The sequence below is a fragment of the Streptomyces sp. NPDC006798 genome (assembly GCF_040635975.1).
Taxonomy (GTDB): Bacteria; Actinomycetota; Actinomycetes; order Streptomycetales; family Streptomycetaceae; genus Streptomyces.
Genome location: NZ_JBEYIS010000030.1, coordinates 73,558 through 99,085, shown reverse-complemented (window position 1 = coordinate 99,085; position 25,528 = coordinate 73,558). Strand labels below are relative to the sequence as shown.

20 protein-coding genes and 1 tRNA gene are annotated in these 25,528 nt (G+C 70.2%); 9 read left to right on the top strand and 12 right to left on the bottom strand.

Going from position 1 to position 25,528, the window contains the following annotated elements:
* Positions 1-585 precede the first annotated feature (585 nt).
* The 3 genes from ABZ714_RS21315 to ABZ714_RS21305 all read right to left on the bottom strand — a co-directional run bounded on the left by ABZ714_RS21315 (position 586) and on the right by ABZ714_RS21305 (position 5,057).
* Entirely contained in the window at positions 586-1,566 is a 981-nt protein-coding gene (locus tag ABZ714_RS21315; RefSeq protein ID WP_358826839.1) for a cellulose-binding protein, read from the bottom strand.
* 148 nt (positions 1,567-1,714) lie between these two features.
* The gene (locus ABZ714_RS21310) at positions 1,715-4,024 is read right to left on the bottom strand and encodes an SUKH-4 family immunity protein (protein WP_358826838.1); all 2,310 of its coding nucleotides are present in this window, start codon (positions 4,022-4,024) and stop codon (positions 1,715-1,717) included.
* Between the two features lie 7 nt (positions 4,025-4,031).
* Positions 4,032-5,057: an SMI1/KNR4 family protein gene (locus ABZ714_RS21305; protein ID WP_358826837.1), complete on the bottom strand. Its 1,026-nt coding sequence runs from the start codon at positions 5,055-5,057 to the stop codon at positions 4,032-4,034.
* A gap of 316 nt (positions 5,058-5,373) precedes the next feature.
* Between ABZ714_RS21305 and ABZ714_RS21300 the strand changes: the two genes are divergently transcribed.
* Positions 5,374-5,889: a YwqJ-related putative deaminase gene (locus tag ABZ714_RS21300; RefSeq protein ID WP_358826836.1), complete on the top strand. Its 516-nt coding sequence runs from the start codon at positions 5,374-5,376 to the stop codon at positions 5,887-5,889.
* Positions 5,890-5,899: 10 nt separating this feature from the next.
* Positions 5,900-6,421: an SUKH-3 domain-containing protein gene (locus tag ABZ714_RS21295; protein WP_358826835.1), complete on the top strand. Its 522-nt coding sequence runs from the start codon at positions 5,900-5,902 to the stop codon at positions 6,419-6,421.
* A 339-nt stretch (positions 6,422-6,760) separates the two neighbouring features.
* Here ABZ714_RS21295 and ABZ714_RS21290 read toward each other — a convergent pair whose 3' ends face one another.
* The 3 genes from ABZ714_RS21290 to ABZ714_RS21280 all read right to left on the bottom strand — a co-directional run bounded on the left by ABZ714_RS21290 (position 6,761) and on the right by ABZ714_RS21280 (position 8,697).
* Complete coding sequence (locus ABZ714_RS21290) at positions 6,761-6,958, bottom strand: hypothetical protein (protein ID WP_358826834.1); 198 nt, start codon at positions 6,956-6,958, stop codon at positions 6,761-6,763.
* A 923-nt stretch (positions 6,959-7,881) separates the two neighbouring features.
* A complete protein-coding gene (locus ABZ714_RS21285) occupies positions 7,882-8,073 on the bottom strand; it encodes a hypothetical protein (RefSeq protein ID WP_358826833.1) in 192 nt (63 codons plus the stop codon).
* Positions 8,074-8,421: 348 nt separating this feature from the next.
* Positions 8,422-8,697 (bottom strand): hypothetical protein, encoded by a 276-nt coding sequence (locus ABZ714_RS21280; RefSeq protein ID WP_358826832.1) that lies wholly within the window; start codon positions 8,695-8,697, stop codon positions 8,422-8,424.
* A 910-nt stretch (positions 8,698-9,607) separates the two neighbouring features.
* Between ABZ714_RS21280 and ABZ714_RS21275 the strand changes: the two genes are divergently transcribed.
* Together ABZ714_RS21275 and ABZ714_RS21270 are read left to right on the top strand one after the other, a co-directional pair.
* The gene (locus tag ABZ714_RS21275; protein ID WP_358826831.1) at positions 9,608-10,426 is read left to right on the top strand and encodes a helix-turn-helix transcriptional regulator; all 819 of its coding nucleotides are present in this window, start codon (positions 9,608-9,610) and stop codon (positions 10,424-10,426) included.
* Complete coding sequence (locus ABZ714_RS21270; protein WP_358826830.1) at positions 10,423-10,635, top strand: DUF397 domain-containing protein; 213 nt, start codon at positions 10,423-10,425, stop codon at positions 10,633-10,635. Before ABZ714_RS21275 ends, ABZ714_RS21270 begins: the two co-directional genes overlap by 4 nt.
* Positions 10,636-10,795: 160 nt before the next feature.
* Here ABZ714_RS21270 and ABZ714_RS21265 read toward each other — a convergent pair whose 3' ends face one another.
* The 4 genes from ABZ714_RS21265 to ABZ714_RS21250 form a co-directional block, all read right to left on the bottom strand.
* Positions 10,796-11,731 (bottom strand): major capsid protein, encoded by a 936-nt coding sequence (locus ABZ714_RS21265; RefSeq protein ID WP_358826829.1) that lies wholly within the window; start codon positions 11,729-11,731, stop codon positions 10,796-10,798.
* A 39-nt stretch (positions 11,732-11,770) separates the two neighbouring features.
* The gene (locus ABZ714_RS21260) at positions 11,771-12,268 is read right to left on the bottom strand and encodes a phage terminase small subunit P27 family (RefSeq protein ID WP_358826828.1); all 498 of its coding nucleotides are present in this window, start codon (positions 12,266-12,268) and stop codon (positions 11,771-11,773) included.
* A 1,317-nt stretch (positions 12,269-13,585) separates the two neighbouring features.
* Positions 13,586-15,130: a recombinase family protein gene (locus ABZ714_RS21255; protein ID WP_358826827.1), complete on the bottom strand. Its 1,545-nt coding sequence runs from the start codon at positions 15,128-15,130 to the stop codon at positions 13,586-13,588.
* 764 nt (positions 15,131-15,894) lie between these two features.
* Positions 15,895-17,223 carry a histidine kinase gene (locus ABZ714_RS21250; RefSeq protein WP_358826826.1) on the bottom strand — a complete coding sequence of 443 codons (1,329 nt, stop codon included), beginning with the start codon at positions 17,221-17,223 and terminating at the stop codon, positions 15,895-15,897.
* A gap of 385 nt (positions 17,224-17,608) precedes the next feature.
* On the opposite strand from ABZ714_RS21250, the gene ABZ714_RS21245 reads away from it, so the two are divergent.
* From ABZ714_RS21245 to pth, 5 genes are all read left to right on the top strand, one after another.
* Positions 17,609-17,679: transfer RNA gene (locus ABZ714_RS21245), tRNA-Gln, on the top strand.
* Positions 17,680-17,908: 229 nt separating this feature from the next.
* On the top strand, positions 17,909-19,357 hold the full coding sequence (glmU, locus tag ABZ714_RS21240; RefSeq protein WP_358826825.1) for a bifunctional UDP-N-acetylglucosamine diphosphorylase/glucosamine-1-phosphate N-acetyltransferase GlmU: 1,449 nt from the start codon (positions 17,909-17,911) through the stop codon (positions 19,355-19,357).
* A gap of 109 nt (positions 19,358-19,466) precedes the next feature.
* Complete coding sequence (locus ABZ714_RS21235; protein ID WP_358826824.1) at positions 19,467-20,444, top strand: ribose-phosphate diphosphokinase; 978 nt, start codon at positions 19,467-19,469, stop codon at positions 20,442-20,444.
* A gap of 208 nt (positions 20,445-20,652) precedes the next feature.
* Positions 20,653-21,243 carry a 50S ribosomal protein L25/general stress protein Ctc gene (locus ABZ714_RS21230; RefSeq protein ID WP_358826823.1) on the top strand — a complete coding sequence of 197 codons (591 nt, stop codon included), beginning with the start codon at positions 20,653-20,655 and terminating at the stop codon, positions 21,241-21,243.
* 131 nt (positions 21,244-21,374) lie between these two features.
* Positions 21,375-21,971 (top strand): aminoacyl-tRNA hydrolase, encoded by a 597-nt coding sequence (gene pth, locus ABZ714_RS21225; RefSeq protein WP_358826822.1) that lies wholly within the window; start codon positions 21,375-21,377, stop codon positions 21,969-21,971.
* 7 nt (positions 21,972-21,978) lie between these two features.
* On the opposite strand, the gene ABZ714_RS21220 is transcribed toward pth, so the two are convergent.
* Together ABZ714_RS21220 and ppc are read right to left on the bottom strand one after the other, a co-directional pair.
* A complete protein-coding gene (locus ABZ714_RS21220) occupies positions 21,979-22,614 on the bottom strand; it encodes a Uma2 family endonuclease (protein WP_358826821.1) in 636 nt (211 codons plus the stop codon).
* 123 nt (positions 22,615-22,737) lie between these two features.
* On the bottom strand, positions 22,738-25,479 hold the full coding sequence (gene ppc / locus ABZ714_RS21215; protein ID WP_358826820.1) for a phosphoenolpyruvate carboxylase: 2,742 nt from the start codon (positions 25,477-25,479) through the stop codon (positions 22,738-22,740).
* Positions 25,480-25,528 lie beyond the last annotated feature (49 nt).

Here is a 25,528-nt window from a genome sequence, read left to right as displayed (position 1 = left end):
GCCTTTGGGGGGACCCCCAGGGGGCGACCCCGCACCCCCCGACCACGCCGACCGCACATGCCGCTCGGGGCTGGAGCCCGTCCCGGGGGAGGGGAGGGTGCCGCCTGGGGTTGGTGGTCCACCCGCTGCCCGGTGGAGGGTTGCCCGCGCAGTTCCCCGCGCCCCTGACGGGACCCGTCCCCCTTTACGAGGGCGGCGAGGGGGAGGTGTTCAGGGGCGCGGGGGAACTGCGCGACCAGCCGGCCACGGTCCGCAGACCGCAGACCGCAGACCGCAAACAAGAATTAGTCGCCGGGCCTGCCCGGGTCGTGGAGCTCACCCGGAGGGCCAAGGCGCTGGGGGTCCCCCCATTGCCGAAGGCATAGGGGGCGGAACTGCGCGAACGGCCCACGACGGTCCGCGGTCGGAACTCCTCCGGAGGAGGCACTACCTATCCCGCCCGGAGGGCGCCCTCATCGCGAGGGCGGCAAGCGGGGGATCCAGGGGCTCGGGGAACTGCGAGACAAGCCACCAACGGGCCGCAGAGGGCCGACAGCATCAGGGCGCCGGGCGCGGCGCGGTTTCAGGAGCGTGTGGGGCTCCCGGTCAAGGGGACTCGTCCGGCTGGAGGGAGTCGTGGAGGAGCTGGAGCGGCGCCATCGTCTCCGCGCGGGCCGCCGCATGTGTCTCCAGCACGCGGTCCGTTTCGCGCGCCACCGCCTCCGCCTCCTCGCGCGCGCCCGCGAGGACCGTCTCGGCTCGGGCGGCGGCGGCCTCGTCGACGCGGCGGGTGTGTTCCTCCGCCGCGGTCATCTCCCGTTCGGCTTCCCGCAGCAGCGCCTCGGCGCGTCCTTCCGCGCCCGCCCGGAGTTCGTCCGCCGCGCGGGTCCGGCGTTCCGCGTCGCGTTCGACCTCGGCCCAGCGGGCGGCCTGTTCGGATTCCAGGGCGGCGAGCATGTCCTCGGCGCGGCGTCGCATGCCGTCCCAGACGACGGTGGCCTCGGCGCGGTAGGCGCTCGCGTCGCGGCGGGCGTCCATGAGGAGGCGGCCGCCCGCGACCCGGGCGGAGGTGACCAGGCGCCGGGTGTGTTCCTCGGCGTCGGCGAGAGCCGCGCCGGCCGCCGCGCCCGATTCGGCGGTGAGCCGCCGGGCCTCGGTGTCGGCGAGGGCGGCGTCGTCGCGGGCGCCGTCGCGGGCGCTGGTGCGGATGTGGTCGGCGGTCTCCCAGGCGGTGGCGAGGAGCTGGCGGGCGGGGGTGCCGAGGGATTCGTACGTCTGGGGTCCGAGCCCTTGGACCGCTTCCTTCAGCCGGGCGGCCTCGGCCGTCATCTCTTTGGCGAGGACGGTGAGTCTGGCGGCCCGTTCCCATGCCTGGTCGCGTTCGCGGGAGAGTGCGGCGAGCCGGTCGTGGACCTGGTCGGCGCGGTAGCCGCGGCGTACGACGGTGAAGCCGGATTCGGGGCCGGACGTCCCATCGGGGCCGGGAAGCGCCGTGGGCAGCTCGGCCGACGGGTCGGGCCCGGGGTCGGCGGCGGTCGGTTCGGGTGCTGCGGCGACGGTCATCTCGCGGGCCCCTTCGTCTTCCATGACCGGATGACATGACGAACAGTGCTCATATCATCCGTGATGCGGAGGAAGCGACCGGTGGGCGACACACCTGGTTAGCACCTGAAAAAGCAGACGAACGGGGCGCCGGTTCTTCCGAACCGACGCCCCGGGGTGTCCTGCGAAGCAGTTACAGCAGCCCGTCCCACATCTGTTCGAGGAGTACGGACCACCAGCTCTCCGGCGAGGCCAGCGCCGCCGGGTCGAGGGCGGCGAGATAGCCCTGGAAGTCGGCGGTCCAGCGGCCCGCCTGCTCGGGTGTGAGCCCGTACCGCAGTCGCCACATCTGGCCGAGCAGGGCCAGACAGCGCAGGAACTCCGGCAGCCCGGTATTGACGAACTGCGGGGTCGTGGGAGCCCCGCCGGGGCCGGCTTCGACGGGGACGGCGACGATGTTCGCGGTGCCGTACTGCACACAGATCGCCCGGCCGAAGTCGCTGCCGACGACCAGGTACGAGGAGGCGTCGGCGGCGGCCCGGACCTGCCGCTGGGCGGCGAGTTCGGCCAGGGTCGGGATCACGGGCTGCGCGGGCTGGGCCCAGAAGAACGGGTTGAAGTCCCCGGGCAGCCCGGCGTAGACGAGGGTGGCGGCGACCACGTCCGGGACGCCCTGCCGGGAGACGGCCCGCTGGTCGAAGCGGAGGATGCCCTGCGGCCCGAAGGCGTTGAGGAGTTCCTGCGCCACGCCCTGCGGCGGCACCGGCGGCGCGGGCTGGACCTGCGGCAGCGGTACCCGGACCGGGGCGGGCCTGGCGGGCCCGTCGGCGACCTGGTGCAGCTCGCCCTGGTGGGTGATGAGCTGCCGCATGCCGTCCTGGCGTCCGGCGTGGTCGCGGCCGTACGGCGCGATGCTGGTGATCCGCGCCTGCGGCCACTGCTCGCGGATCATCCGGGCGCAGTAACCGCCGGGCAGGTCGCACGACTCCAGTTCGGTGTGGAGGCCCAGCACCTGGTCGGAGGGGATGTTCATGGCCCGCAGCTCGTGGAAGATCTGCCACTCGGGGTGGGGTGTGCCGGGTGCGCTGCGGCGGATGATCTGCGCCTCGGAGCCGTCGGGCGCGCGGTAGCGCAGTACGGCCTGGTAGCCGGGGCCGACGGTGGGCACGCCCGACTGCTGGGGGTAGCCGTACCCGGCCGGTGCCCCGGGCCCGCCGACCGGCGGCGGGGGTCCGGGCGGGGCGGGCGGACCGGAGTTGGGGCGCGGTACGCCACCGGACGCGGGTACGCCGGGGGGTCCCGGCGGCGGGGGCGTGGCGCCGGGGGGCGGGGGCGCGCCGGGGCCGAGCGGGTTGGGTCCGGCGAGCATGGTCGCCGCGTGGTGCACCTGGTTCGGCGGGCTCGGGGGTCCGGGCGGGCCGGGGGGCGCGGGCGGGCCGGGTGCCGGGGTGGGCTCGGGGCCGACCTGGGAGACGAGTTGCGTCGGTACGTAGCCGATTCCGCCGGTCCCGCCGGGAGGCGCGGGCGGTCCGGGCGGCGGCGGGGTCGCCGCACCGGCCGGCGGGGCGGGCCTGCGCGGCGGCGGGGCCTTCGCGGTGGCCGCGTCGGCGATGTCGGCGGCCCCGGACGGCGGGGTGGCCGTCACCGGCGGGGGCGAGGCGGGCGGGGGCGTCGCGCCGACCGGCGGCGGGGGCGTCGGCGCGGGCGGGGCGAACGGCGGCGGGGTCGCGCCCTGCGGGGGCGCCACGGGTGCCGACGCCTGCGGCGGGGTGGGTACGGGCGTCGCGGGCGCGGGGCGCAGCGCGCCCTCCACGGCCGTCGGCGGCAACTGGCTGCCGCCGTCCATCAACGCGGTCGGCAGATCGGCGTCCGCCGCTACCGGCCCCCTGGCGGCAGGCGCTTCGAGCACGGTCACGGGCAGCGGTACGGAGCCGTCGTCGACCCCGGCGGCCGTACCGTGGCTGGGTGTGGGCCAGGCGCCGTCGGCGCGCTCCGCATCGGCCGGAGGCGCGTCCTCCGGTTCGGCGTCACGCGGCGGTACGGCATCCCTCGGTACGGCGTCCTCGGAAGCGGCGGCCGGAGCCGCGTCCTGCGGCCCGGCGCCGTCCGTATCGGCATCGGCTTCGTCGCCCCGCCGGTTCGCCGCCTCCTGGAGCCATTCGGGCGGAGTGATCAGGAACGACGTCTGATGGAGGTCGATCCGCTTCGGCTTCTCGGGCGCGGCGGGCGCCGGGGCACCGGCGGAGCCGCCGTACTCCTCCTCGTACCGCCGGATCACCTCGCCCACCGGCAGCCCCGGCCAGAGCGTGGCCTCGCCGCCGTCGCGGGCGATCACCAGCCGCTGCGTACCGCCGCCGGACCGGACACCGCCCTCGCGGTCCTCCGCCCACACCACGAACCCCAGGCCGAACTCCCGGACCCGCACCTCACGATGCTGGTACGCGGGCAGCTCGCCGTTGATCCACTCCTCGGCGCGCTCCTGCGCCTGCGCGAAAGTCACCATCGTCGCGTCACTCCCCATCCGGCGCGTCGGTCACGGGTACGGGACGGGCGAAGCCGCCCTCGACCATCAGCCCCGCCACGGTGTCCAGCTCCGGCGGATTGCCCGCCAGCCGCCCGAGGAAGTCGTCGAAGTCGTCGCCGCAGGGCAGCAGCAGGGCCTCCGCCCGCTCCTGGGCGGACCAGCCGTCCCGGTCCCGGGCGTCGTCATAGGAACAGAACCAGACGGAACCGGTCGAACCGCCCCGGACCTTCACCGCCAGCAGGCCGCCCTGGACATAACCGACGCCCAGATAGTCCTTGGTGAGATGGTCGCGCAGACACTTGTTGGCATAGACCAGGTCGTCGACGGCGGCCTCGTCCCGGACCGTGAAGAACGGCTGGTCCACCAGCAGCCCCAGCCGGGGATCGAGCGCGGCGCCGACCGGCGCGCAGCCGCCCGCGGCCTTCAGGAAGTCGCGGTAGGCGCCGGGCAGCCGATAGCCGAGGTCCTCCTCCACCCCGAGAAGCTGCGGCTCGGTGACCGCAAGACCCCGCCGGGGCAGCCCGATATGGGCGGGCCGGGCCTCCTGAAGCGGGCGGGTACCGCGTTTGCCCTGGTCGGCCGCGGCGGTGGCGAGACCGCCGTGATGCCGCAGCAGGGCCTTCACCTCCACCGGGACCAACTCCATCCGGCGGGCGCCCCGGACGTGGTGCCAGGTCCAGCCGTGCGGAGTGGCGACCGGGGGCAGGGACTCCCACAGCTCGTGGCCGTCGGCGTGCAGGGCGGCGTTGGCCGAGACGTAGTCCGTGAGCCGCAGTTCGTCGATACCGAAGCCCTCGGGCGGCTCGGCGATCTCGGCGGCGGCGCGGGCGTACGGCGAGAAGTCCGGGTAGCCGTCGGCGTCCACCCGCACCCCACGGGGGTGGCGGGCGGCCCGGACCGGATCCGGGAAGTGCACGACCTGACCGGCGTAGGCCGCGTTCGGCGGCCCGGCGGGCGGCTGGACACCGGCACCGGGAGGCGGGGCTCCCAGCCCCTGCCGACCTGTCGTCATGGGTTCTGCCCCCTGCTGGCTACTGACTGTTCGGGACAGCCTATGCGGTGGGGTGAGCGCCGTCGCCCAGGCCTTTCCCCGCCCGAACCGGGCCCGCGCGCCGCCGGAGCGCCCCGTGTCCGCGCCGCCGCGCCCCGTATTCGTACGCCCCTTCCCGGGCTCCCCCGGCCGGGCGTCGATGCTCACCAAGTGTCACGACCGAGTGACCGAACGCCGACGGGAAGACACGTTTTTTCGCCCCAGCTTCCCCAGAAAGCACAGCGTTTGGCAGGCTGTTCCCGCCCGGGGGGAGTGCAGGGGAGGGGACAACAGCACCATGCACACAGCGCAACCACGTACACAGAGCGACACGGGTGATCCCCGTCTCAGCTGGAGCAGCGACGAGGCGATACGCCCGCCGACGCTCGGCCACCGCCGCGACGGCATCCTGCCGACAGTCGCGGCGGCGCTCTCCGTGCGCGGAACCGTCCACACCTCCACCGCCGCCAAAGCCGACCGGCCACCGGCCCTCCACCCCCTCGTCCAGGACTTCCTCGCCACCCTCACCAGCGGCGACCGCGAACGGTTCACCGGCCGCTGCGCCGAAGCCCTCGTCCTCTCCCGGCACCTCACCACCGCCGACGGCAACCGCTCCAGACGGGCCCAGCGCCGACCCATGACCTACGGCGAGGCCAAACGCGCCCTGAAAGGCGCCAAACTGACGGCCCGCCGGATCCGGGAGGACGGCGACCCGCTGCACGGCGGCTACGCGCCGCCCTGCCGCTCCTGTACCGCCATGCTCGACCACTTCGGCGTCCGCGCCGTCGACCCCGGCGCACCCGAGAACGGCTGACCGCATCCCCATGTCCTCCACACCTTCCACCCCCTCCAACCCCGACAACCTCAGCACCACCCGCTTCCCCGTCGGCGTCGACGCCGCCCTCCGCGAAGCGGGCTGGCGGCCCGGCCGCTGGGACATCAAACTCGCCGAGCACTGGGCCGACATACTCCGCGCCCACACCTCACCCGGCGGACACCGGCACACGGTCTTCCCCGCGGCCGTCGAGAGCTGGGCGGAATTCGGCGGACTCCGCGTCACGGCACTCGAAGCCGGGCGCCAGATCGCACCGCCCGAACTGCGAATAGACCCGCTGTACGGGCTCCACCTCGCCCGCACCCTCGCGGACCTCGGCCGCGCCCTCGACACGGAGCTGGCGCCCCTCGGCGTCGAAGGCGACGACCAGGCGGTGCTCGCGATCGACACGGCGGGCCGGGTGTTCAGCGTCGACCACACGGGCGACTGGTACGTGGGCGCGACCCTCGACGCGGCCCTCACCCACCTCCTCCTCGGCCGCACCCCCCACCGCCTCACCGCCTCCCGCTAGGGGTTCCCGGCCCTGGTGGTGTTCCGCCCGCGCGCCGCGTGCCTCCGGCAATCGGGGACCTTCAGCACCTTGGCCCTCCGGGTGAGCGCCACAACCCGGGCCGCGCCCGGCGACCTGATGTTGTCGGCGGCCTGCGGCCCGCCCGTGGCCGTTCGCGCAGTTCCCCGCGCCCCTAAATGCTCTCCCCCTCGCCGACCACGTAAGGAGGACGGGCCCCGTCAGGGGCGCGGGGAACTGCGCAGACCCTACACCCTGGTAGGTCGAAAAGCAGCAGGTCAGACGTAGAAAAGCCCCGCCCGGCGCGATGGCTGGGCGGGGCGTTCTGCTGCCTGGGAACTGCTAGTGGATCACGTCGTACGGGGTCGGCTCCGCGCCGTGCTTGGGGGCGCAGTCGGGGCACGCGTACTGGACCAGCGGGGGGCCACTCGCGCGTTCGATGGAGCCGACGACCACTGCCCCTGCGGAGATGCGCTTGCAGTGGACACAGACGGCGGTGAAGCCCTCTTCCGGGGTTCCGGTCTGAGTCGCGGCGGTCATGCCGACACCCCCATTTCGGCGACCGTGGCGGGGACCATCAGCGCGTCGGGGTAGCTGTACGGGTACTCGGCATCTGTGGTCGCTGCTGCTGCCGCGAGTCGCCGTTCCTGCTGTTGTGTCTCTTCCCATCGCTCCGCTTTGAACCGCTCGGCAAGTTCTACGAACCGGGGGCGGTACGGGGGGATCGGCGGGTGTCCTGGTGCGTGTCCGGGGGTGCGCTCGAAAGGGTCCTTCAGCCCCGCAAGGTCCACTGTGATCCGCTTCGGGGCGTTGATGCGCTGGCACTTGGGTGTCGAGCGGTGTCGGCCCCTCGCGGGCAGGCACAGGGACAGCAGGGTGCGAAGGCACGCCAGAACGGCGCGCGCGATAGAGTGGCGCACGGCGACAGATCTCCTCAGATCGGGTGTCGTCCGGCCCCGCCAGCGGAGTGTTACCAGCACTCCGAACCCTGGTGGGGCCACTTTGTTTTGTTGTGAGTAACGGACCGTAGCACGGTGCGAGTTGGGGTGTGAATGCCCCGCCCGGTATCGGCATCCGGACGGGGCATCGGCACGGCCGTGCCTCATCCTCTCCGCTGAGCGCCAAGCGTCGACGCGAGAGGGCCCAGCGCCATCGGGAATCCCCAAACTTCCGATGGTCTTGAACCGGTGAGTTCCGGCTCAAGCTTTAGCTGCGCTTCCGTCGCCTGTATGGCGGCATCGGTACTCCCTGCCTCAGTTTTTGAGCCTCGACATAGGTCCGCACCTTGACGCCCCATTCGATTAAGTAACTCCTGAGCCATTTTGCGTTAACGGAGTACTCTCTTGAGAGTTTGTACAGGGAATCACCACCCCTGTACCGCTTGATTACTTCTTCTTTGTGCATGAGTGCGAACCGCTTCAAGAGTTCCGCCTTTTCCTGCGCGCTCTCCATGTGCCGTGTCCCTACGTCCACTGGTCAACAGGTGTTGCAAAATAGGCGTACACGCCGCAGTCCGGGTGTGCCTCTCTCATACGCTGCCTGGCCATTTCCGCAGCTTCTGCGGGGGTCTCGGCATTGACGGTTTCGAGGACTCCATGGTCTGACTTGTCGGGGCGGGTCACGATTCCGAGCACTCGGAATGCCTTCTTCTCCATGTCCCTCTTTCGCGGCGGCTGGTGCGGGTGGCCCCGGTCGCCAACGTGGGGGAGGAAGAGGCGACCGGGGCCGGGGGCGCCGCACGCACCCCCTAACCTCCCGGTGTTGGACCGGGAGGGTCTGGAGTGGTCCGCCCGCCCGTTGCTGTCCGGAAGGGGGCGGGCGGACCGGTTGCCGCCCCCCTGATGAACCCGTTAGGGAGGTGGGCGGGTATTCAGGGGGCGGACACTTTCAGCCGCTGAGGATCAGCACAACGAGTGCGAATCCCGCACCGGCATACGAGGCGAAAAAGACACCGGCAACGGCACGCGCGCGGAACCCTTCGGGCAATCGGCTCCATAACTTCTTCACGTCGTCACACCCAGAATGGTGCGTGGGTCAACGTCGTCGTCCGGATCCCACTGGACGACGCGAGAAGACAGTTCCTCGAAGCGCCGATGCCCAGTGGCCGTGAAGTGGGAAAGCTTCCACGCATCCGCGTCTTCCCGGGTAACCGGGTCGGGGCTCCGGGGAAGCTCTTCCGTGCACTGCGGAATTCCGGAAACGCACACGACGTGGACGCGCACGTCTGCGGAGGGAACTTCCTTCAGCGTCCAGTCAATATGACGGAAGTGCCGCTTCATGGCGTCGCCTCCTGGTACTCCACGGGGATGCTGTCGTGCTGCGGATGTCGACGCAGGAGCACACGGCAGTCGATCGCCCGGGTCTCATCTCCGCGCTCCTCCGCCCGTTGCAGTTCGGCGAACAAGTCGTCGCAGATGCCACAGGGAATGATCCTGGGTTTCACAGGCTTCATAGCAAACCTCCCGCGCGCCGGTTAGCCGCCGCCAGTTGGGTTCGAATTCGCTCTATTACGGGACTGTGTGACCGGTCGTCGCCGGAAGGGGCGGAGTCCGCCGGTTCGCTCCGGCGCTCGGGGCACGTGTCCTGGCCGCACTGGCACGGTGGCCAGTCGAAGACCGACGCGGGCGGTTCGGGGGTAGGCGACTGGCCGTTCACCAGACGCGCCGATCGTCCGTCGACCGGCGGTGCGGGTGCTGGTTGATGATCGTGGTGAAGCGGGCCCGGGTTGTGGTGTAGCGGGTCCACTTCCGGCCCCGGTCCGCCGCGAAGCAGATACGGCACTCAGGGTGGGGTACCGGCTCCAGACCGGATGACGGCGCCCGTTCGGCACCACCCCCGCCCGTCACCGGTTCGCCTGCCGATCCGCCGCGAGAGCGCCCAGGTGCTCAAGGCGGCGGAGCTTCGGGGTGTGGCGGTCAAGGTGGACTTGGGTTCGTGCGCGTCGCTCGGCGCGCGGCAGTGCGGGGACCCGTGTCGGCAAGGGGCCGGTGCTGAGGGGTAAGGCGCGCCGTCCCGCGTTGCTGAACTGGTGACTGTTGCCCATCCGGCTACCTCCTCGCCGCTTAGGGGTTTCGGTGCGTGACCAGATGAGCACAACTAGCCCTGAACGCTGCGTTGTTTCCTGCATTGCGGTAACAAGTAGAACGGCGTTCGATCCGGCTGGAAGAGTGAAGATCAGAGGTCAGGGTCATGGAACACAACGATGAGCACTACCCGTTAACTCCTGTTGAGCAGTTCGGGATTGACCTTCGAGAGCTACGCGTGACACGCAAGATGACCGTCCGGGGGCTTGGCTCGGCGGTCGGTTGCAGCGGGGCGTACGTGTCCAAGGTCGAGAACGCCAAGCTCGCGCCAAGCGAGAAGTTCGCCATGGGGTGTGACCGCGTCTTTGGCACGGGCACGATGCTGACGCGACAGCGTCAGCGCGCCATCGATGGGGACGACCCGACTTGGTTCGAGCCGTACACCAACAAGGAGCGCAAGGCGGCGGGGATCTTCACCTACTCAACCTTGTTCGTTCCGGGACTCTTCCAGACGCCGGAGTATGCCCGTGCCGTTTACCGCGCCGGGGCCCCTCGGTTGTCAGCCTCTGCCCTTGAGGCTCGCCTGAAGGCGCGGATGCGGCGGCAAGAGGTCCTGAGGCGAGACTCCCCGCCGGACATGTGGATGGTCCTATGTGAAGCATCTCTGCGTACCGTGGCGGGATCCCGGGAAGTGATGGCACGTCAGTTAGAGCATTTGATGAGCGTGACGGAAGCCCCGAACATCACCTTCCAACTCATCCCGTTTGGTGTGGTACCGGCGTCGGCGGCGGCTTTTACGTTGCTCACCTTTGAGCGGGCACCTACCGTGCTCCATGTTGAGGGGCCCCAGGGTGGCCGCCCGATAGAGGCAGCCCAAGTTGTGAAGACCGCGTTGGCTACCTTCGATCGCTCGCGAGCGGAAGCCCTGGGGCAGGATGCATCTATCGCCCGCTTTCGAGAGATCCACAAGGAGTACACCCTATGAACCCCCAGTTCGCGGCCCCGGCCGCCACCTGGATCAAGTCGTCTTACAGCGACCCCCACGGTGAGTGCATCGAGTGGGCGCCTGCCGTTGCGTCCGCTACCGGCACCGTCCCCGTGCGGGACTCCAAGCGGGAGAACGGCCCGGTTCTGATGGTGTCCGCGTCGGCCTTCGCCGGGCTGGTCACCCTCGCCCGGTCCGTCAAGCTGTAACGCCACCACGCAGACGTGGGCTGAGGCTCCGCACGCACCACGAGGGCTCCGTTCGGTGACTGACCGGGCGGGGCTCTCTCGCGTCCGGACCCGGACCGCAGAAAGCCCCGCGCCCGCCGCCTCGGAGGGCAGCGAACGCGGGGTACGGGTCAGTTCTGTGTCAGCCGTTCAGTACGTTCATCAGGCGCGCGGCGCCCTTCCCGCCGAAGACGGCGATGCCGCAGTAGAACTCGACCCGGGTCCGGTACACGGGCTTGTCGTGTGCTTCGCCGAGGTCAGTTGCCTGGATGCCGCCGTTTGTCAGGCCGGTGACGGCTGCGTCTGCCTCGGTGGTGCCGAAGCGGACGGCGTAGATGTCTCCGGTTTCCTTTCCGGTGGTCCCGGTGGTGAGCGGGAGAACATCGGTGCCGTCCAGCTTCTGTCCGGCGTCGAGGAGCGGGATGCCGTTCCATGTCGTGGTGCGCTTGCCCTCGATGTCGCTCATGAGGAGTTCGCCGCCGCCGAGCCGGCGGAACCCGGAACGGATCCGGGCGATCAGCTCGCCGTTCATGTAGAGGGCGCCGTTCGACCCGTTGATGCCGCGTACGGATGCGGCGAGCCGGTCCAGCGCGTCGAAGAACTCGTGCCCGTTGGCGATCGGGCCGACTGTCTTCGCGTCGATGACCTGGCGGCCGGTGAGCCGCTTCCGCAAGCCGTCGAACCCCTTGGGGTTCACCATCGTGTCTCCGTTGAAGAACTGGTCAGAGAAATGCATGGAAGCGGCCTTGATCTTCATCGTGGTCTGTATCGTCCGCTGATCGTTCAGGTTCCCCCGGGTCTTGACAATGAACCGGTCGACATCCGAATCGCCACCGAGAATGGCCAGCGTCTCTATCCGCTGGTTCAGCGTTCCGGTGCTTTCCGGGTATGCCTCGTTCACGGCCCGGAACGAGACACCGGGGAGGGTGGATTCCTCGTTGTAGGCGAAGGCGGAGCCTTCAAAGGTGATCAGCGGGAGACGGTCAAGGATCGGGGATTCCTGAACGAAAGTCTCGATGACTCCCCGCTGAAGTTCATCGGTAGTGAGCTTCGCGGACTCGGCAAGGGTCAGTGCCATGATTTTCTCCTTTGGATTGTGTCTTGCTGTCGGGGGTGTTCAGTCGAAGATGTCGTCATCGTCGTCATCGAATTCGGGCGGGCTGAGTGCCGCGCGGGAACTCGGCGAGAGCCCCAGTTCGCGGATGTAGCGTGCGAGTTGCGTCCGGTACTGCCCCGCGATCGTCGCGGCCCCGTTCTTCACCGTTCCGCGTTCTGCGGTCACCATGAGCCCGCGTTCGGAAAGGTCCCGCTCGGCCTGGTCGATGCGTGCCACGCAGACGCACAGGTCTTTCACGGTGGTGTGGTCGATCTCTCCGATACCCGCCGCGACTTCCAGAACGGGAACAAGGCGCCGCCATTCCTGCGACGCCACATCACGGCAGCGGACGTTCGCGGACTCGACGGCGGTATCGGGTGAGAACCGGAAGACTTCAACCCAGTCCGGTTCTGCCAGGATGGCGCGCGGGACCACCACTCCTTCCGTGATCGCCGATTTCGACGGGTTCCCTTCTCGTGCCCGCTGGAGGGCGGGTTTGGGTCTGTATCGGTCTGCCATACGGCCTCGCTCTCTCGTTGTCCGGGATTCCAAGAACGCCTTCAGCCCCGGCGAGGGTTTCTTCCCTCCCTGTCGATCTTTTGGGCAAGGGGCAGGGGGACCCCGCCCGGGGGGCCACCCGCATCAGAACGGCGGACGCCCCTCTGAGTCGCGTTCTGAGCGCCGTTCAGCAGCCCAACCGCCGGGCTGGTGCCGAGCTGTCTCGCGGCCATGGCACGGCGCGCACAACGGCCGTAGATGCTTCGGCGCGTGCGGGTTCAGCTCGCCCCGCTCGACCAGCTCGCGCCGACTGAGCGGGAAGTGATCGGCGACCGTTGCAGCGGCCGAGCAGAGGACACACCACGGGTTCGCGTAGAGGTACGCGCTCCGCGTCCGCTGCCAACGGGTGTCGTACGTCCGACCACCAGCCGCACGGGCCCGGTCCGCTTCCCGCTGGTGCTCCGGGCAGCGGCCACCACGGGGGGTCAACGCTGGGCACCCGGGGATGGTGCAGGGGTGGCGGGGTTGTTTCGGCATGCTCCCCCCTCCCAACGATTTTCACCTTTTGTGAAAACTCGGAGCCGAAAGATGGTGTGGGATGGCGGCCACCGACACATGAGAGGTACCGATGGCGTCTGAGATGGAGAACCGACCTGTGCTTGAACTCCGCTTTGGAGGCGTGCATGTAACGGTGCAACGCATCCCGGGTTGGCTCATCGCCCTGACCACTGCCATAGGCTCCGGAGGCACGTGGTTCTTCAGCCGGTAACAAGGCCCTGCGCTCTGCCACACGACCACTGCGGCCACCCCGTACGGGTGCGTGCTGCACGGGCAGAGCTAGAAGAGGCCCGGGGTACTCGGACCACCGTGTGTCCCCCGTGTTGGGCGGGTGTGCGGTAACCCCGGGCTCACTCTGTACAGGGGAGCGAAGGTTTCCAGCGGCCTCGGGACCGTTGTCCGAACTTCCCTGCTGCCCCTACAGGGGAGCGGATGTTTCCCGGATCCAGAGCGAGAGGGTGTCGAGGTGACGACTTTGGGGCCGTTCCAGGTTTTCTATAGGTTTTCTTATGTCACCTAGAAAACAGGTAAAAGTCGTCACCTCGACACGCTCTCGCCCCGCTGAAGGGGCAGCGCGGCACCAAGGGCGAGCCAGCGAGCGTGGCGAGGACACTCCGGGCCCCGTATGCGGGCACGACAGAACCCCCGACGATCGCAGGGACCATCGGGGGTTCTCAGGGCGGTACGGCCGTAACACGCCCCGTTACCGGGGACCGCACCTGATCCGCGCACCCATGTCGGCACGGACTACGGCCGAGCGTACCGGGGCGGGTCGAGCGGCTACGCGGCTTGCCCGTAGTCGGCAGCCTCGGTGTCTTCGGGTTCGGCCCATCCGAAGGTGACCCGGGCGTCTCCGTTGAACCGGTGTCCGGGACCGGGTGCCTTGCGGACCGTCACGGTGTCGATGGCGAGTCCGAGCAGATCGCGGCGCATGACCGGGTCCGCTCCTTCCCACATTTCGTGCGCCTGTCCGTTGACGAGCAGGGACAGGTCCACCCTGTCCGGTCCGGCAAGCTGGGTGAGGCGTTCCTCCGCTGTGTCCAGGCGCCGTTCTGCCGTGGTCTTGTGGGGGATGCGGTACTTGGCTGAGCGTCCGGTGTAGAACCCTGCCCGGTCATCGTGGTGCCATCGGTCGAGCGCTGCTTTGGCTGCCTGTACTTCGGCGCGTGCGTCGGCGAGTTCCTGGCTCTCGTCCGGCTGTCGTAGGGCCTGCCACCGTTCGGCGACGGCGACCAAGAGGGGGTCGTGTGCGTCGGCCAGGTGCAGCCGCTCGGACCATTCCCGGACCACGTACGCCTCAAGTGCGGTACGGCTCACCATGGCCGGGGCGGGGCACGCCTCCCGTCCGTCGTGGTGCCGCCCGCAGACGTAGGAACGGCCGTCCAGGCTCATGTACCCGCCGCATGACGCGCAGCGCAGACGCCGGGACAGAGGGTGGGTGGTCCGGCCCTGCCGTACGGCGCGGGACGCGGTGACCATGGCGGGGATCTGGTTCCCGGACATGACGCGCCGTGCCCGCGCGGCAAGAGCGGCGGGGATCATGTCGGGCAGTACGGCATCGGTGACGACGCGGACCTTCTCGCCCTTCTCGTTCAGGAACGGGACCCGGTCGGTGTGGGACTTTCCGCCCGGGGAGTGCGTCAGCCACCCCTCGTACACCGGGTGGATCACGATGGCCCGGATGGAGTCCGCCCGCCACATCGCCCCCATCGGCGTCCGCAGCCCCTCGGCGTTGAACGCACGGGACAACGCGCGGGACGAGACGCCCTTACTGATCTCGGTGAAGATCCGGACGACGACTTCCCACGGGGTTACCTCCCGCTGTCCCCCGACCAGGCACAGGTACGGGGTGCGGTTCGGGAGCAGTTTCCGGGTGGCGGGGTCGACCCTCAGGCCGAAGGGTGCCCGCCCGAGCCAACGGCCCTCGCGCCGCTGCGTCCCCTTGGTCCGCCGCACGTTGTAGCTCAACCGCTGCGATTGCTCGCGGGCGTTCTCGGCACGGTCGATGATCCACCGGCGGTCCCGCTCGTCCATGGAGTCGAGCCGCTCGTAGTCGAAGATCACGCGTGCCTTGCCGAGGATCGGCACGACCGCTTCCGCGCCCTTGCGGGAGAACCGGTCGAGCGCGAACACCCACAGGCACGGCACCTCACCAGCGAGGACAGCAGCCATGGCCGCGTCGTACTTCGGCCGCTCGATGTCCGACCAGGCCGACAGGTTCTCTTTCCAGATCTTGCGGACGCAGTAGCCGTTCTCTTCGGCCCAGTGTCGGCCCCGGTCCTCCTGGTCCCGGATGCTGAGAGCCCGCTCACCCTCGCGGACCACCTTGGACTTCCGCAGCAGTAGGTCTACCTGGGGGCGCCCGTGGCACGGGCACGTCCCCGTTGAAATGGTGTCTTCCATGCCGGTGCGGGGGAGCGGAAGTTTCCCGCTCGGCGTGCGTCCAACGCCTTTGGTGGGTGTTACCGGTGCCTTGCGAGAGTGCGCGGGGACGGTAGCGGTAGCCATGGCCACCCCTTCTGACCTGCGGGTTCGGCCCGTACCGGGTAGTTCCCAGAGTGTCGGATCTACCTGCGCGGGCAACCAGCCACCGGCCAGCAGGTGGACCAACCACATCAAGTGGCACCCTTCCCTCCCCGGGACGGGCTCCAGCCCCAGGAGACATGACCAGTCGGCGTGGTCGGGGGGTGCGGGGTCGCCCCCTGGGGGTCCCCCCAAAGGCAGCTTTGGGGGAGGACGGCGGAGAAGAACGGGTCTCCTAAACAGGACCCTCACTTCCGCCGTCCGTGAGGAGGCGAGCCCGGAGGCCACCGACCCTCCCGACGCCGCACAAGACCGCCCGCATACCGCCGGAGCAACGGTCACACCTCCCTCAGCCCCGCCGGCGCCTGAGGCGCAAGCAACCTCGCCGCCGCGAGGAACCCGCGAACAAAGGGCCTCCAGCACCAGAAACCCCACAGCGGGAGGCGCCCCCCGCCCCGCCGGCGACTGAGGCGCGAACAGCCCCGCACCAGGCGGGGCCTCCAGCACCAGGCACCCGGGGCGCAAGGCGCGAACGGCCCCGTACCAGGCGGGAAACCTCACACCGGCTACCCCGCCGGGAGGACCGCGGAGACGCGGAAGCCGCCCGCCTCCGTCGGGCCCGAGACGAAGACGCCGCCCAGCGCCTGGACCCGCTCCCGCATGCCGACGAGGCCGTTGCCGCCGCTGGGGAGGTCCGCGTCGTGCGCGCCGCCGCCCGCCGCGTCGGGGGCCCCGTTCTCGACCTGCATGGCGACCTCCGCGTCCCGGTGCGCGAGGCGGACCTGGACCTTGGCGCCCGCCGCGTGCTTGTGGACGTTGGTCAGGGCTTCCTGGACGACCCGGTACGCGGTCTGCTCGACCTCCGGCGGATAGTCGCGGGCCTCGCCGTGGACGGCGTATTCGACGACCATGCCCGCCTGCCGGGACTGGCCGACGAGGGTCTCCAGGTCGGCGAGGCAGGGCCCGTCGCCGTCGGCCCCGGCTGCCGCCGCGGCGGCAGCGGCGGCCGCGGCGCCCACGGCCGCTAGCGGTACGGGCGACGCCGCCCGCCGGTCGCCGTCGCCGGAGCGGAGGACGCCGAGCATCTCGCGGAGTTCGGTCAGTGCCTGGCGCCCCATGTCTCCGACGAGGGCCGCGTTCTTGACGGCCTTCGGGGGGTCCTTGAGCGCGACGGCCTGGAGGGCGGCGGCGTGGACGACCATGAGGCTGACCCGGTGGGCGACGACGTCGTGCATTTCGCGGGCGATCCGGGTGCGTTCCTCGGTTCGGGCCCATTCGGCGCGTTCCTCGGCCCGGTCGGCGAGGAGGGACAGTTCGGCTTCCAGGCTGTCGGCCCGTTCCCGCAGGCTCTCCATGAGCCTCCGCCTGGCGCCTATGTAGAGGCCGAAGAGGACCGGCGGCAGGGCGAGCCCGATGGCGACGAACGCGGACATCGCGGGGACGAACCAGGCCCCGGGGTCGCCGAAGTCCTCCGGCGCGTCCCGGACGTCCTGCTCCATCTGTACATAGGAGACGATGAAGGTCGCCACCAGCGACATTCCGGTGAGTGTCGCGGTGATCCGCCGCGGTACTTCGGACGCGGCGAGCGAGTAGAGGCCGACGATGGTGAGCAGATAGCCCATCTCGGCGGGTGTGATCGCGATTCCGACGAGGACGACCGCAATGGGCCAGCGCCGGCGCAGGACGAGTGTCGCCCCGCCGACGAGCCCGAGCAGTACTCCGAGGGCGATGGGCGTCGCGGTGCGTTCCGCGAAGCGCCAGCCCTCCAGAGCGCATTCCAGGGCCGAGGCGATCCCCAGCCCGACGTCCAGTGCGACGCTTCGCCGCCGTCCCCACCACAGCCAGGAGCGGGGCGCGGTGCCCGTGGCTTCCTGGTGTGCCCCCGTTGTGGTCATGCCGTCCACCCTACGGGCGGCGGGCGCGGAACACTCGGGGTGTTTCCCGCGATTCAGCGGTATCGCGCCGCTGTTCCGGGCCCGGGTGACGGCCCGGTGACGCTCCGCCGAACGCCGGGAAGCGCCCGCGCAGGGACGACGTACGAACGGCGTACGGGCGGCGCGCGGGCGACGTACGAACCATGCACGGACCGGGCCCGAACCGGGAGGCCCCGCCGCCCGTACGCCACCGCCTCGCACCGCCCCCGTACCGCACCGGCCCGTACCCGCCACGGATCCGGCTCGTACACCGTCGCGGCGGAGGCGGGCGGTACGGCATAGTAGGGGCTGTCCCGGTGACCCCCGGTCGTGAGACCTCTCACCTCGGATCACCTCGGACATGCCATCCCAGGTCGTCTAATGGCAGGACAAATGGTTTTGGTCCATTGAATGAGGGTTCGATTCCTTCCCTGGGAGCTGTGGGGCGGCCCGGCCGCCCGATTCGGGTCCCGACCGTTTTCCGGTCGGGGCCCGAATCGTTTCTCCACCCACACGCCCCCGTCCCGTCCCACCCCGCCCCACCCCTTCGGTGATCCACGCCACCCCCGAGCCCTACCGCTCCCCCGCCCGATTCCCTGGTCATTTGCCTGGTCAGACACCCCGGTATCCTTCGGATGTCCACCACTCGAAGCCGAAGGGCAGACCCGTGAGTGCCAATCGCCCGGCCGCCGTCGTCGTTCTCGCAGCGGGTGAGGGCACCCGCATGAAGTCCAAGACCCCCAAGGTCCTCCATGAGATCTCCGGACGGTCCCTCGTCGGACATGTCGTCACCGCGGCGCGCGAACTGGATCCGGAGCATCTGGTCGTGGTCGTGGGCCACGCCGCCGACCAGGTCAGGGGCCATCTAACGGAGCGGTACGCCGGTACTCGCACCGCTTTCCAGGCCGAGCAGAACGGCACCGGGCACGCCGTCCGGATCGCCCTCGACGAGCTGGGGCAGAGCGTCTCCGGCACGGTCGTCGTGGTCTGCGGAGACACCCCGCTGCTCTCCGGCGAGACGCTGACCGAGCTGGCCGCGACCCACGCGGGCGACGGCAACGCCGTGACCGTGCTCACGGCCGAGGTGCCGGACTCCACCGGCTACGGCCGGATCGTGCGGGACGCCGGGACCGGCGCGGTCACCGCGATCGTGGAGCACAAGGACGCCACGGACGGGCAGCGGGCGATCCGGGAGATCAACTCCGGGGTCTTCGCCTTCGACGGCCAGCTGCTGGCGGACGCCCTCGGGAAGGTGCGGACGGACAACAGCCAGGGCGAGGAGTATCTGACGGACGTCCTGGGCATCCTGCGGGAGGCCGGGCATCGCGTGGGCGCCTGTGTCGCGGGCGACCACCGGGAGATCCTGGGGATCAACAACCGGGTGCAGCTCGCGGAGGCCCGCCGGCTGCTGAACATCCGGCTGCTGGAGCGCGCGATGATGGCGGGGGTGACGGTGGTGGACCCGGCGTCCGTCCTGGTCGACGCGACCGTCACTTTCGAGCCGGACGCGATCATTCACCCGGGGACCCAGCTCCTCGGTCTCACCCGTCTCGCCGAAGGCGCCGAGGTGGGTCCGAACACCCGGCTGAGGGACACCGTGGTGGGCCCCGGCGCCCGGGTGGACAACACGGTGGCGGACTCGGCGGAGATCGGCGAGGGCGCCTCCGTAGGCCCGTTCGCCTATCTGCGTCCCGGCACCAGGCTGGGGAAGAAGGCCAAGGCCGGAACATATGTCGAGATGAAGAACGCCAGCGTGGGCGAGGGGACGAAGGTCCCCCATCTGTCGTATGTCGGTGACGCGACGATCGGCGATTTCACCAATATCGGCGCGGCCAGTGTCTTTGTGAACTACGACGGAGAGGCAAAGCACCACACCACGATCGGCTCCCACTGCAAGACCGGTTCGGACAACATGTTTGTGGCTCCGGTCACGGTCGGGGACGGCGCCTACACGGCGGCCGGTTCGGTCATCACCAAGGACGTACCGGCCGGTTCACTGGCCGTCGCCCGGGGCCAGCAGCGGAATATCGAGGGCTGGGTGGCCCGCAAGCGGCCCGGGAGCGCCGCCGCGCAGGCCGCCGCCGCGGCGACCGACAAGGCGTCCGGCGAGAACTGACCGGAAACAGGTGCGCCAAAGACGGCGTACCGTGATACGTGCACACATTCGGCTGGCTCGCGATTCCCCATGCCCGCGGCCAGAGAACACCCTCTGAGGAGACAGTGCTGTGACCGGGATCAAGACGACCGGCGAGAAGAAGCTCATGCTCTTCTCCGGCCGCGCCCACCCCGAGCTGGCCGAGGAAGTCGCGCATCAACTGGGTGTCGGCCTGGTGCCGACCAAGGCCTTCGACTTCGCGAACGGCGAGATCTACGTCCGTTTCCAGGAGTCCGCGCGCGGTGCCGACTGCTTCTTGATGCAGAGCCACACGGCTCCCATCAACAAGTGGGTCATGGAACAGCTGATCATGATCGACGCTCTGAAGCGGGCCTCCGCCCGGAGCATCACCGTGATCGTGCCGTTCTACGGCTATGCCCGCCAGGACAAGAAGCACCGCGGCCGGGAGCCCATCTCCGCCCGGCTGATCGCCGATCTGATGAAGACCGCCGGCGCGGACCGGATTCTCACGGTCGATCTGCACACCGACCAGATCCAGGGCTTCTTCGACGGCCCGGTCGACCACCTGTTCGCCCTGCCGATCCTGGCGGACTACGTGGCCGCGAAGGTCGACCCGGCGAAGCTGACCGTGGTCTCCCCCGACGCGGGCCGGGTCCGGGTCGCCGACCGCTGGTGCGACCGGCTGGGCGCGCCGCTGGCCATCGTCCACAAGCGCCGGGACAAGGACGTCGCCAACCAGGTGACCGTCCACGAGGTCGTCGGCAATGTCGAGGGCCGGGTCTGTGTCCTGGTCGACGACATGATCGACACCGGTGGCACGATCTGCGCCGCGGCGGACGCGCTCTACGCCAACGGGGCCGAGGACGTCATCGTGACGGCCACGCACGGGGTGCTCTCCGGCCCGGCGGCGGACCGGCTGAAGAACTCCAAGGTGAGTGAGTTCGTCCTGACCAACACCCTGCCGACCCCGGGTGACCTGGAGCTGGACAAGATCACGGTGCTGTCGATGGCGCCGACGATCGCCCGCGCGGTCCGTGAGGTCTTCGAGGACGGCTCGGTCACCAGCCTCTTCGAGGAGCAGGGCTGACCGGCATCCGCCCCTGAGCGGTGAGTGAAGGGCCGCGGGCTCCGTTTCGGAGCCCGCGGCCCTTTCACGTAGACTGCTGGGGTTGCTCGGCGAGGGAGGCCGCACCATCGGGTGCGGCGGTCCGTTATCGACGCGCTCTTCGCATCAGGCGTAGCAGGCCGTTCACGGCCGGGTGACCATCGATCCGTCTGATGTACGAGGAGTGCATATGTCCGAGGTGAAGATCTCCGCCGGTCTCCGCAGCGAGTTCGGCAAGGGCGCCGCCCGCCGTGTCCGCCGTGAGAACCGTGTTCCCGGTGTGCTGTACGGCCACGGCACCGACCCGGTCCACCTGACCCTCCCGGGCCACGAGCTTCAGCTCGCGCTCCGTACCCCGAACGTCCTGCTGTCCCTGGACATCGAGGGCAAGGGCGAGCTGGCCATCCCGAAGGCCGTGCAGCGCGACCCGCTGAAGGGCTTCATCGAGCACGTCGACCTGCTGCTGGTCAAGCGCGGCGAGAAGGTCAACGTCGACATCCCGGTGAACGCCGAGGGCGAGCTGGCCGCCGGTGGCAACCTGCTGGAGCACGTCCTGAACGCGCTGCCGGTCGAGGCCGAGGCCACCCACATCCCCGAGGCCCTCACGGTCTCCGTCGAGGGCCTGGAGGCCGGTGCCTCCGTCCTCGCCAAGGACATCGCGCTGCCGTCCGGCGTGACCCTGGCCGTCGAAGAGGACACGGTCGTCCTCCAGGTCCTGGCCGCCCAGGCCGAGGAGCCCGCCGCCGAGGGTGCCGAGGGCGACGAGGCCGCGGAGGCGTAAGCACGCCCCCGGCGCCTTTCCGCCGTACGCCGCCGCCCGCGCCCCTTCCCGGGCGCGGGCGGCGCCGTGTTTCCGGCCCGTGTCCCCGCCCGCCCCCTCCTCACGGAATCCGCACGGAGAGAGATCACCCCATGACGACCGACGCCACCGCCCCCTGGCTGATCGTGGGCCTGGGCAACCCGGGCCCCGGCTACGCGGCCAACCGCCACAATGTCGGCTTCATGGTCGCCGACCTGCTGGCCGGCCGGATCGGCGGCTCCTTCAAGCGCGCCCAGAAGGCCCAGGCCCAGATCGTGGAGGGCAGGCTGGGCGTCCCCGGCCCCGGCAGCCGCCGGGTGGTGCTGGCGAAGCCGATGTCGTACATGAACCTCTCGGGCGGCCCGGTGACGGCGCTCCGCGACTTCTACAAGATCCCGCTCGACCATGTGGTGGCGATCCACGACGAGCTGGACATCGACTACGGCGTCCTGCGGCTGAAGCTCGGCGGCGGCGACAACGGTCACAACGGTCTGAAGTCGATCACCAAGTCGATGGGCCCCGACTACCACCGGGTCCGCTTCGGCATCGGCCGCCCCCCGGGCCGCCAGCCGGTCGCCGACTTCGTCCTCAAGGACTTCTCCGCCACGGAGCGCAAGGAACTCGACTACTTCACCGACCGCGCGGCGGACGCGGTGGAGTCCCTGGTCACGGAGGGCCTGGAGCGGGCGCAGAGCGCGTACAACTCCTAGTCGACGACTACATGAGGTCGTCGAGCGCGGTCAGGTCCAGATCGAGGGCGAAGGGGCTGTCCAGCTTCAGCCTGTCGTGGTGGATACCGGAGAGCGTGTACGCCTTGGTGACCGGATCCAGCTCGTAGACACGGACGACTGGCCGGGAGCCGTCGCCTGTGCTGTCGACCAACCAGAAGTGCGCGATACCGGCGGCGGCGTACTTCCGCGGCTTCGCCTCCGTGTCCCGCGCCCGAGAGTCGGGCGACAGGACCTCGACCGCCAGCAGGACGTCGTCCGCAGCGAACCTCGTCGCCTTCGGACCGGTCACCGCCTCGGCTCGTACCACCAGTACATCCGGCTCGGGAGCATTACGGCGATCGAGAACCACGGTCATCTCACGGACGGCCCTCCAACTGCGCGGCCCCGCCGCACGCAGACCGGTGACCAGCAGGTCGATCGCCACACTGTGGAAATAGCGCTGCGGACTCACGAAGACCAGGCGCCCGTCGATCAACTCCGTATGCGGCGGGAGGTCGGGGAGCGTCAGCAGATCGTCCACGGTCCAGCCCTCTTGGGGCGGAACAGGCCAGCGCGTTCCCGGTTCGGTCACCTCGGTGGGTCCCGTCGGCAGATCGGCCCCGGGAAGCGGCTCAGCGGTCATCGTTCCTCCCATGGAGGGCATCCTGGCCTACCCCTTCCACGTTAGTCGTACGCATCCGGCCCCATCACCGGATCGGGTGATGGGGCCGGAGTGGCGTTGACCCCGAGGGGTCGAAGTGACGGGTCAGCCCGTGTTGCGCAGGCCCGCCGCGACGCCGTTGACCGTCAGGAGGAGGGCCCGGGCCAGCAGCGGGTCCGGGGTCTCGCCGGCCGCCGCCGCCCGGCGCTGGCGGGCCAGCAGGGAGACCTGGAGGTACGAGATCGGGTCCAGGTAGGCGTCCCGGATCGCGAAGGTCTGCTGGAGGACCGGGTGCGAGTCGAGCAGCCGCTCACCGCCGGTGATCCGCAGGACTTCCCGGACGGTCAGCTCGTGCTCGGCCTCGATCGTGGCGAAGACGTGCTTCAGCTCGTCGGGGACGAGGGTGTCGACGTAGTGGCGGGCGATCCGCAGATCGGTCTTGGCCAGCGTCATCTCGACATTGGCGAGGAAGTTGCGGAAGAAGTGCCACTTCTCGTGCATCTCGTCCAGGACGGTGTCCAGTCCGGCCTCCCGGAGGGCCTTGAGGCCGGAGCCGACTCCGAACCAGCCGGGGACGATCTGGCGGGACTGGGTCCAGCCGAAGACCCACGGGATGGCCCGCAGTCCGTCGAGTCCGGCCCCGGAGTCGGGGCGGCGGGACGGCCGGGAGCCCAGGTGGAGGTCGGCGAGCTGGTCGACCGGGGTGGAGGCGAAGAAGTACGCGGGCAGGTCGGGGTCCTCGACCAGCCTGCGGTAGGCCGAGTGGGCCGCGTCGGAGACGGTGTCCATCGCCGCGTCCCAGCGGGCCAGGGACTCCTCGGACTGGCGGGGCGCGGTGTGCAGCGCCGACGCCTGGAGGGTGGCGGCGACCGTCAGCTCCAGGTTCTCCCGGGCCAGCGACGGGATCAGGTACTTGTCGGAGATCACCTCGCCCTGCTCGGTCACCTTGATCTCGCCGTCGAGGGTGCCCCACGGCTGGGCCAGGATGGCTTCGGCGGTGGGGCCGCCGCCCCGGCCGACGGTGCCGCCGCGGCCGTGGAAGAGGCGGAGCCGTACTCCGTGCCGGTGGGCGACGTCGCGGAGCCGCCGCTGGGCCCGGTGGATCTCCCACTGGGAGGTGGTGATGCCGCCGAACTTCGACGAGTCGGAGTAGCCGAGCATGACCTCCTGGACGTCGCCCCGCAGGGAGACCAGCCGCCGGTAGGACGGGTCGGAGAGCATCTCGTCCAGGATGACGTCGGCGGCCCGCAGCTCGTCCGTGGTCTCCAGCAGCGGCACGATGCCGATCTTCGCCCAGCCCCCGTGCAGGTCGAGCAGTCCGGCCTCGCGGGCGAGGACGGCGGCGGCGAAGACGTCGTCGGCGCCCTGGCACATCGAGATGATGTACGACTCGATGACCTCGGGCCCGAACCGTTCGAACGCCTCCTTCACGGTGTGGAAGACGCCGAGGGTCTTCTGCCCGGCGGCGTCCAGCGGTGCCGGGGTCGGGGCCAGCGGCCGGCGCGAGCGCAGCTCCTTGGCGAGCAGCTTCTGCCGGTAGTCGCGCGGCATGTCGGCATACCGCCAGGACTCCTCGCCGAGCCGGTCGAAGAGCTGGCCGAGGGCGTGGTGGTGGGCGTCGGCGTGCTCGCGGACGTCCATGGTGGCGAGCTGGAGCCCGAAGGCGGCCAGGGTGCGCAGGGTGCGGTCCATCCGGCCGTCGGCGAAGAGTCCGCCGCGGTGGGCCCGGAGGGAGGTCTGGATCAGGGTGAGGTCGGCGAGGAGCTGGGCGGTGCCCAGGTAGTCCCGGCCGGGCTCGTGGGCGGTGCCCTTGGCGAGTCTGGCGCGGGTGTTCTCCAGCTTCTGCTGGACGCAGGTGGCCTTGAGGCGGTACGGCTCCTCGGCGTTGAGGCGCTTGTAGCGGGGGCTGATCTCCGGCAGGGCCGCCAGGTCGGCTTCCAGCGACGCCAGGAGTTCGTCGGTGGCGCCGGTGTAGCGGATGGAGTTGGAGAGCAGTCCGCGCAGCGAGTCGACCAGGGCGAGGGCGTCGGTGATGCCGTGCTCGTGCTGGAGGATCAGCACGTCCCAGGTGACGTCGGGGGTGACATTGGGGTTGCCGTCCCGGTCGCCGCCGATCCAGGTGCCGAAGGTCAGCGGCCGGGTCCCGGCGGGCAGCTCGACGCCGACCCTGGCCAGCTCGGCCGCCAGGTCCTCCAGGACGTCGCCGACGGCGTCGGCGTGGAGTTCGTCGAGGTAGTAGATGGCGTTACGGGCCTCGTCGGCGGGTTCGGGGCGGACCACCCGCAGTTCGTCGGTCTGCCAGATCAGGTCGATGTTCTCGGCCAGCCGCAGATCGCAGCGGCGCCGGTCGGCCGGGCCGGAGCCGACCGCGGCGTCGCCCTCCAGGAGCTGGGCGATCCGCCGCAGCTTGTTGAGGACGGAGCGGCGGGCGGCCTCGGTGGGGTGGGCGGTGAAGACGGGCCGGACGTTGAGGTTGCGGACGGTGGCCCGCAGATGGTCGGGGTCGGCGTCCTTGAGCCGGTCCGCGGTACGGGCCAGCAGCCCGCCCTCGGCCGCGCGCCGCTCCCGCATCTCCCGGCCACGGTGCACCTGCTCGGTGACGTTGGCCAGGTGGAAGTAGGTGGAGAAGGCGCGGACCAGCTTGGCCGCGGTCTCCAGATCGGTGTCGCCCAGCAGTTCAGCGGCGGACTCGCCGTCGCTGCGGGTGAGGGCTCGGACTCGCTCGACGAGGTCGAGCAGTTCGGATCCCTCCTGGCGGACGATGGTCTCGCCCAGGAGGTCGCCCAGTCGGCGGATGTCGGCCCGGAGTTCTGCGCTGGCCGTGGGGGTCTGGTCGGCACTGCTCACAGGTGCTGCTCCTTGCGGTGTTCGAGCACGTCTGGAGGGGTACTGGAGT

What these genes read in the sequence shown, in the direction of transcription:
- ABZ714_RS21315 (WP_358826839.1), bottom strand. Translation starts at nt 1,566, where the DNA reads ATGGAAGACGAAGGGGCCCGCGAGATGACCGTCGCCGCAGCACCCGAA.
- ABZ714_RS21310 (WP_358826838.1), bottom strand. Translation starts at nt 4,024, where the DNA reads ATGGTGACTTTCGCGCAGGCGCAGGAGCGCGCCGAGGAGTGGATCAAC.
- ABZ714_RS21305 (WP_358826837.1), bottom strand. Translation starts at nt 5,057, where the DNA reads ATGACGACAGGTCGGCAGGGGCTGGGAGCCCCGCCTCCCGGTGCCGGT.
- ABZ714_RS21300 (WP_358826836.1), top strand. Translation starts at nt 5,374, where the DNA reads ATGCACACAGCGCAACCACGTACACAGAGCGACACGGGTGATCCCCGT.
- ABZ714_RS21295 (WP_358826835.1), top strand. Translation starts at nt 5,900, where the DNA reads ATGTCCTCCACACCTTCCACCCCCTCCAACCCCGACAACCTCAGCACC.
- ABZ714_RS21290 (WP_358826834.1), bottom strand. Translation starts at nt 6,958, where the DNA reads ATGACCGCCGCGACTCAGACCGGAACCCCGGAAGAGGGCTTCACCGCC.
- ABZ714_RS21285 (WP_358826833.1), bottom strand. Translation starts at nt 8,073, where the DNA reads ATGGAGAAGAAGGCATTCCGAGTGCTCGGAATCGTGACCCGCCCCGAC.
- ABZ714_RS21280 (WP_358826832.1), bottom strand. Translation starts at nt 8,697, where the DNA reads ATGAAGCGGCACTTCCGTCATATTGACTGGACGCTGAAGGAAGTTCCC.
- ABZ714_RS21275 (WP_358826831.1), top strand. Translation starts at nt 9,608, where the DNA reads ATGGAACACAACGATGAGCACTACCCGTTAACTCCTGTTGAGCAGTTC.
- ABZ714_RS21270 (WP_358826830.1), top strand. Translation starts at nt 10,423, where the DNA reads ATGAACCCCCAGTTCGCGGCCCCGGCCGCCACCTGGATCAAGTCGTCT.
- ABZ714_RS21265 (WP_358826829.1), bottom strand. Translation starts at nt 11,731, where the DNA reads ATGGCACTGACCCTTGCCGAGTCCGCGAAGCTCACTACCGATGAACTT.
- ABZ714_RS21260 (WP_358826828.1), bottom strand. Translation starts at nt 12,268, where the DNA reads ATGGCAGACCGATACAGACCCAAACCCGCCCTCCAGCGGGCACGAGAA.
- ABZ714_RS21250 (WP_358826826.1), bottom strand. Translation starts at nt 17,223, where the DNA reads ATGACCACAACGGGGGCACACCAGGAAGCCACGGGCACCGCGCCCCGC.
- ABZ714_RS21230 (WP_358826823.1), top strand. Translation starts at nt 20,653, where the DNA reads ATGTCCGAGGTGAAGATCTCCGCCGGTCTCCGCAGCGAGTTCGGCAAG.
- pth (WP_358826822.1), top strand. Translation starts at nt 21,375, where the DNA reads ATGACGACCGACGCCACCGCCCCCTGGCTGATCGTGGGCCTGGGCAAC.
- ABZ714_RS21220 (WP_358826821.1), bottom strand. Translation starts at nt 22,614, where the DNA reads ATGACCGCTGAGCCGCTTCCCGGGGCCGATCTGCCGACGGGACCCACC.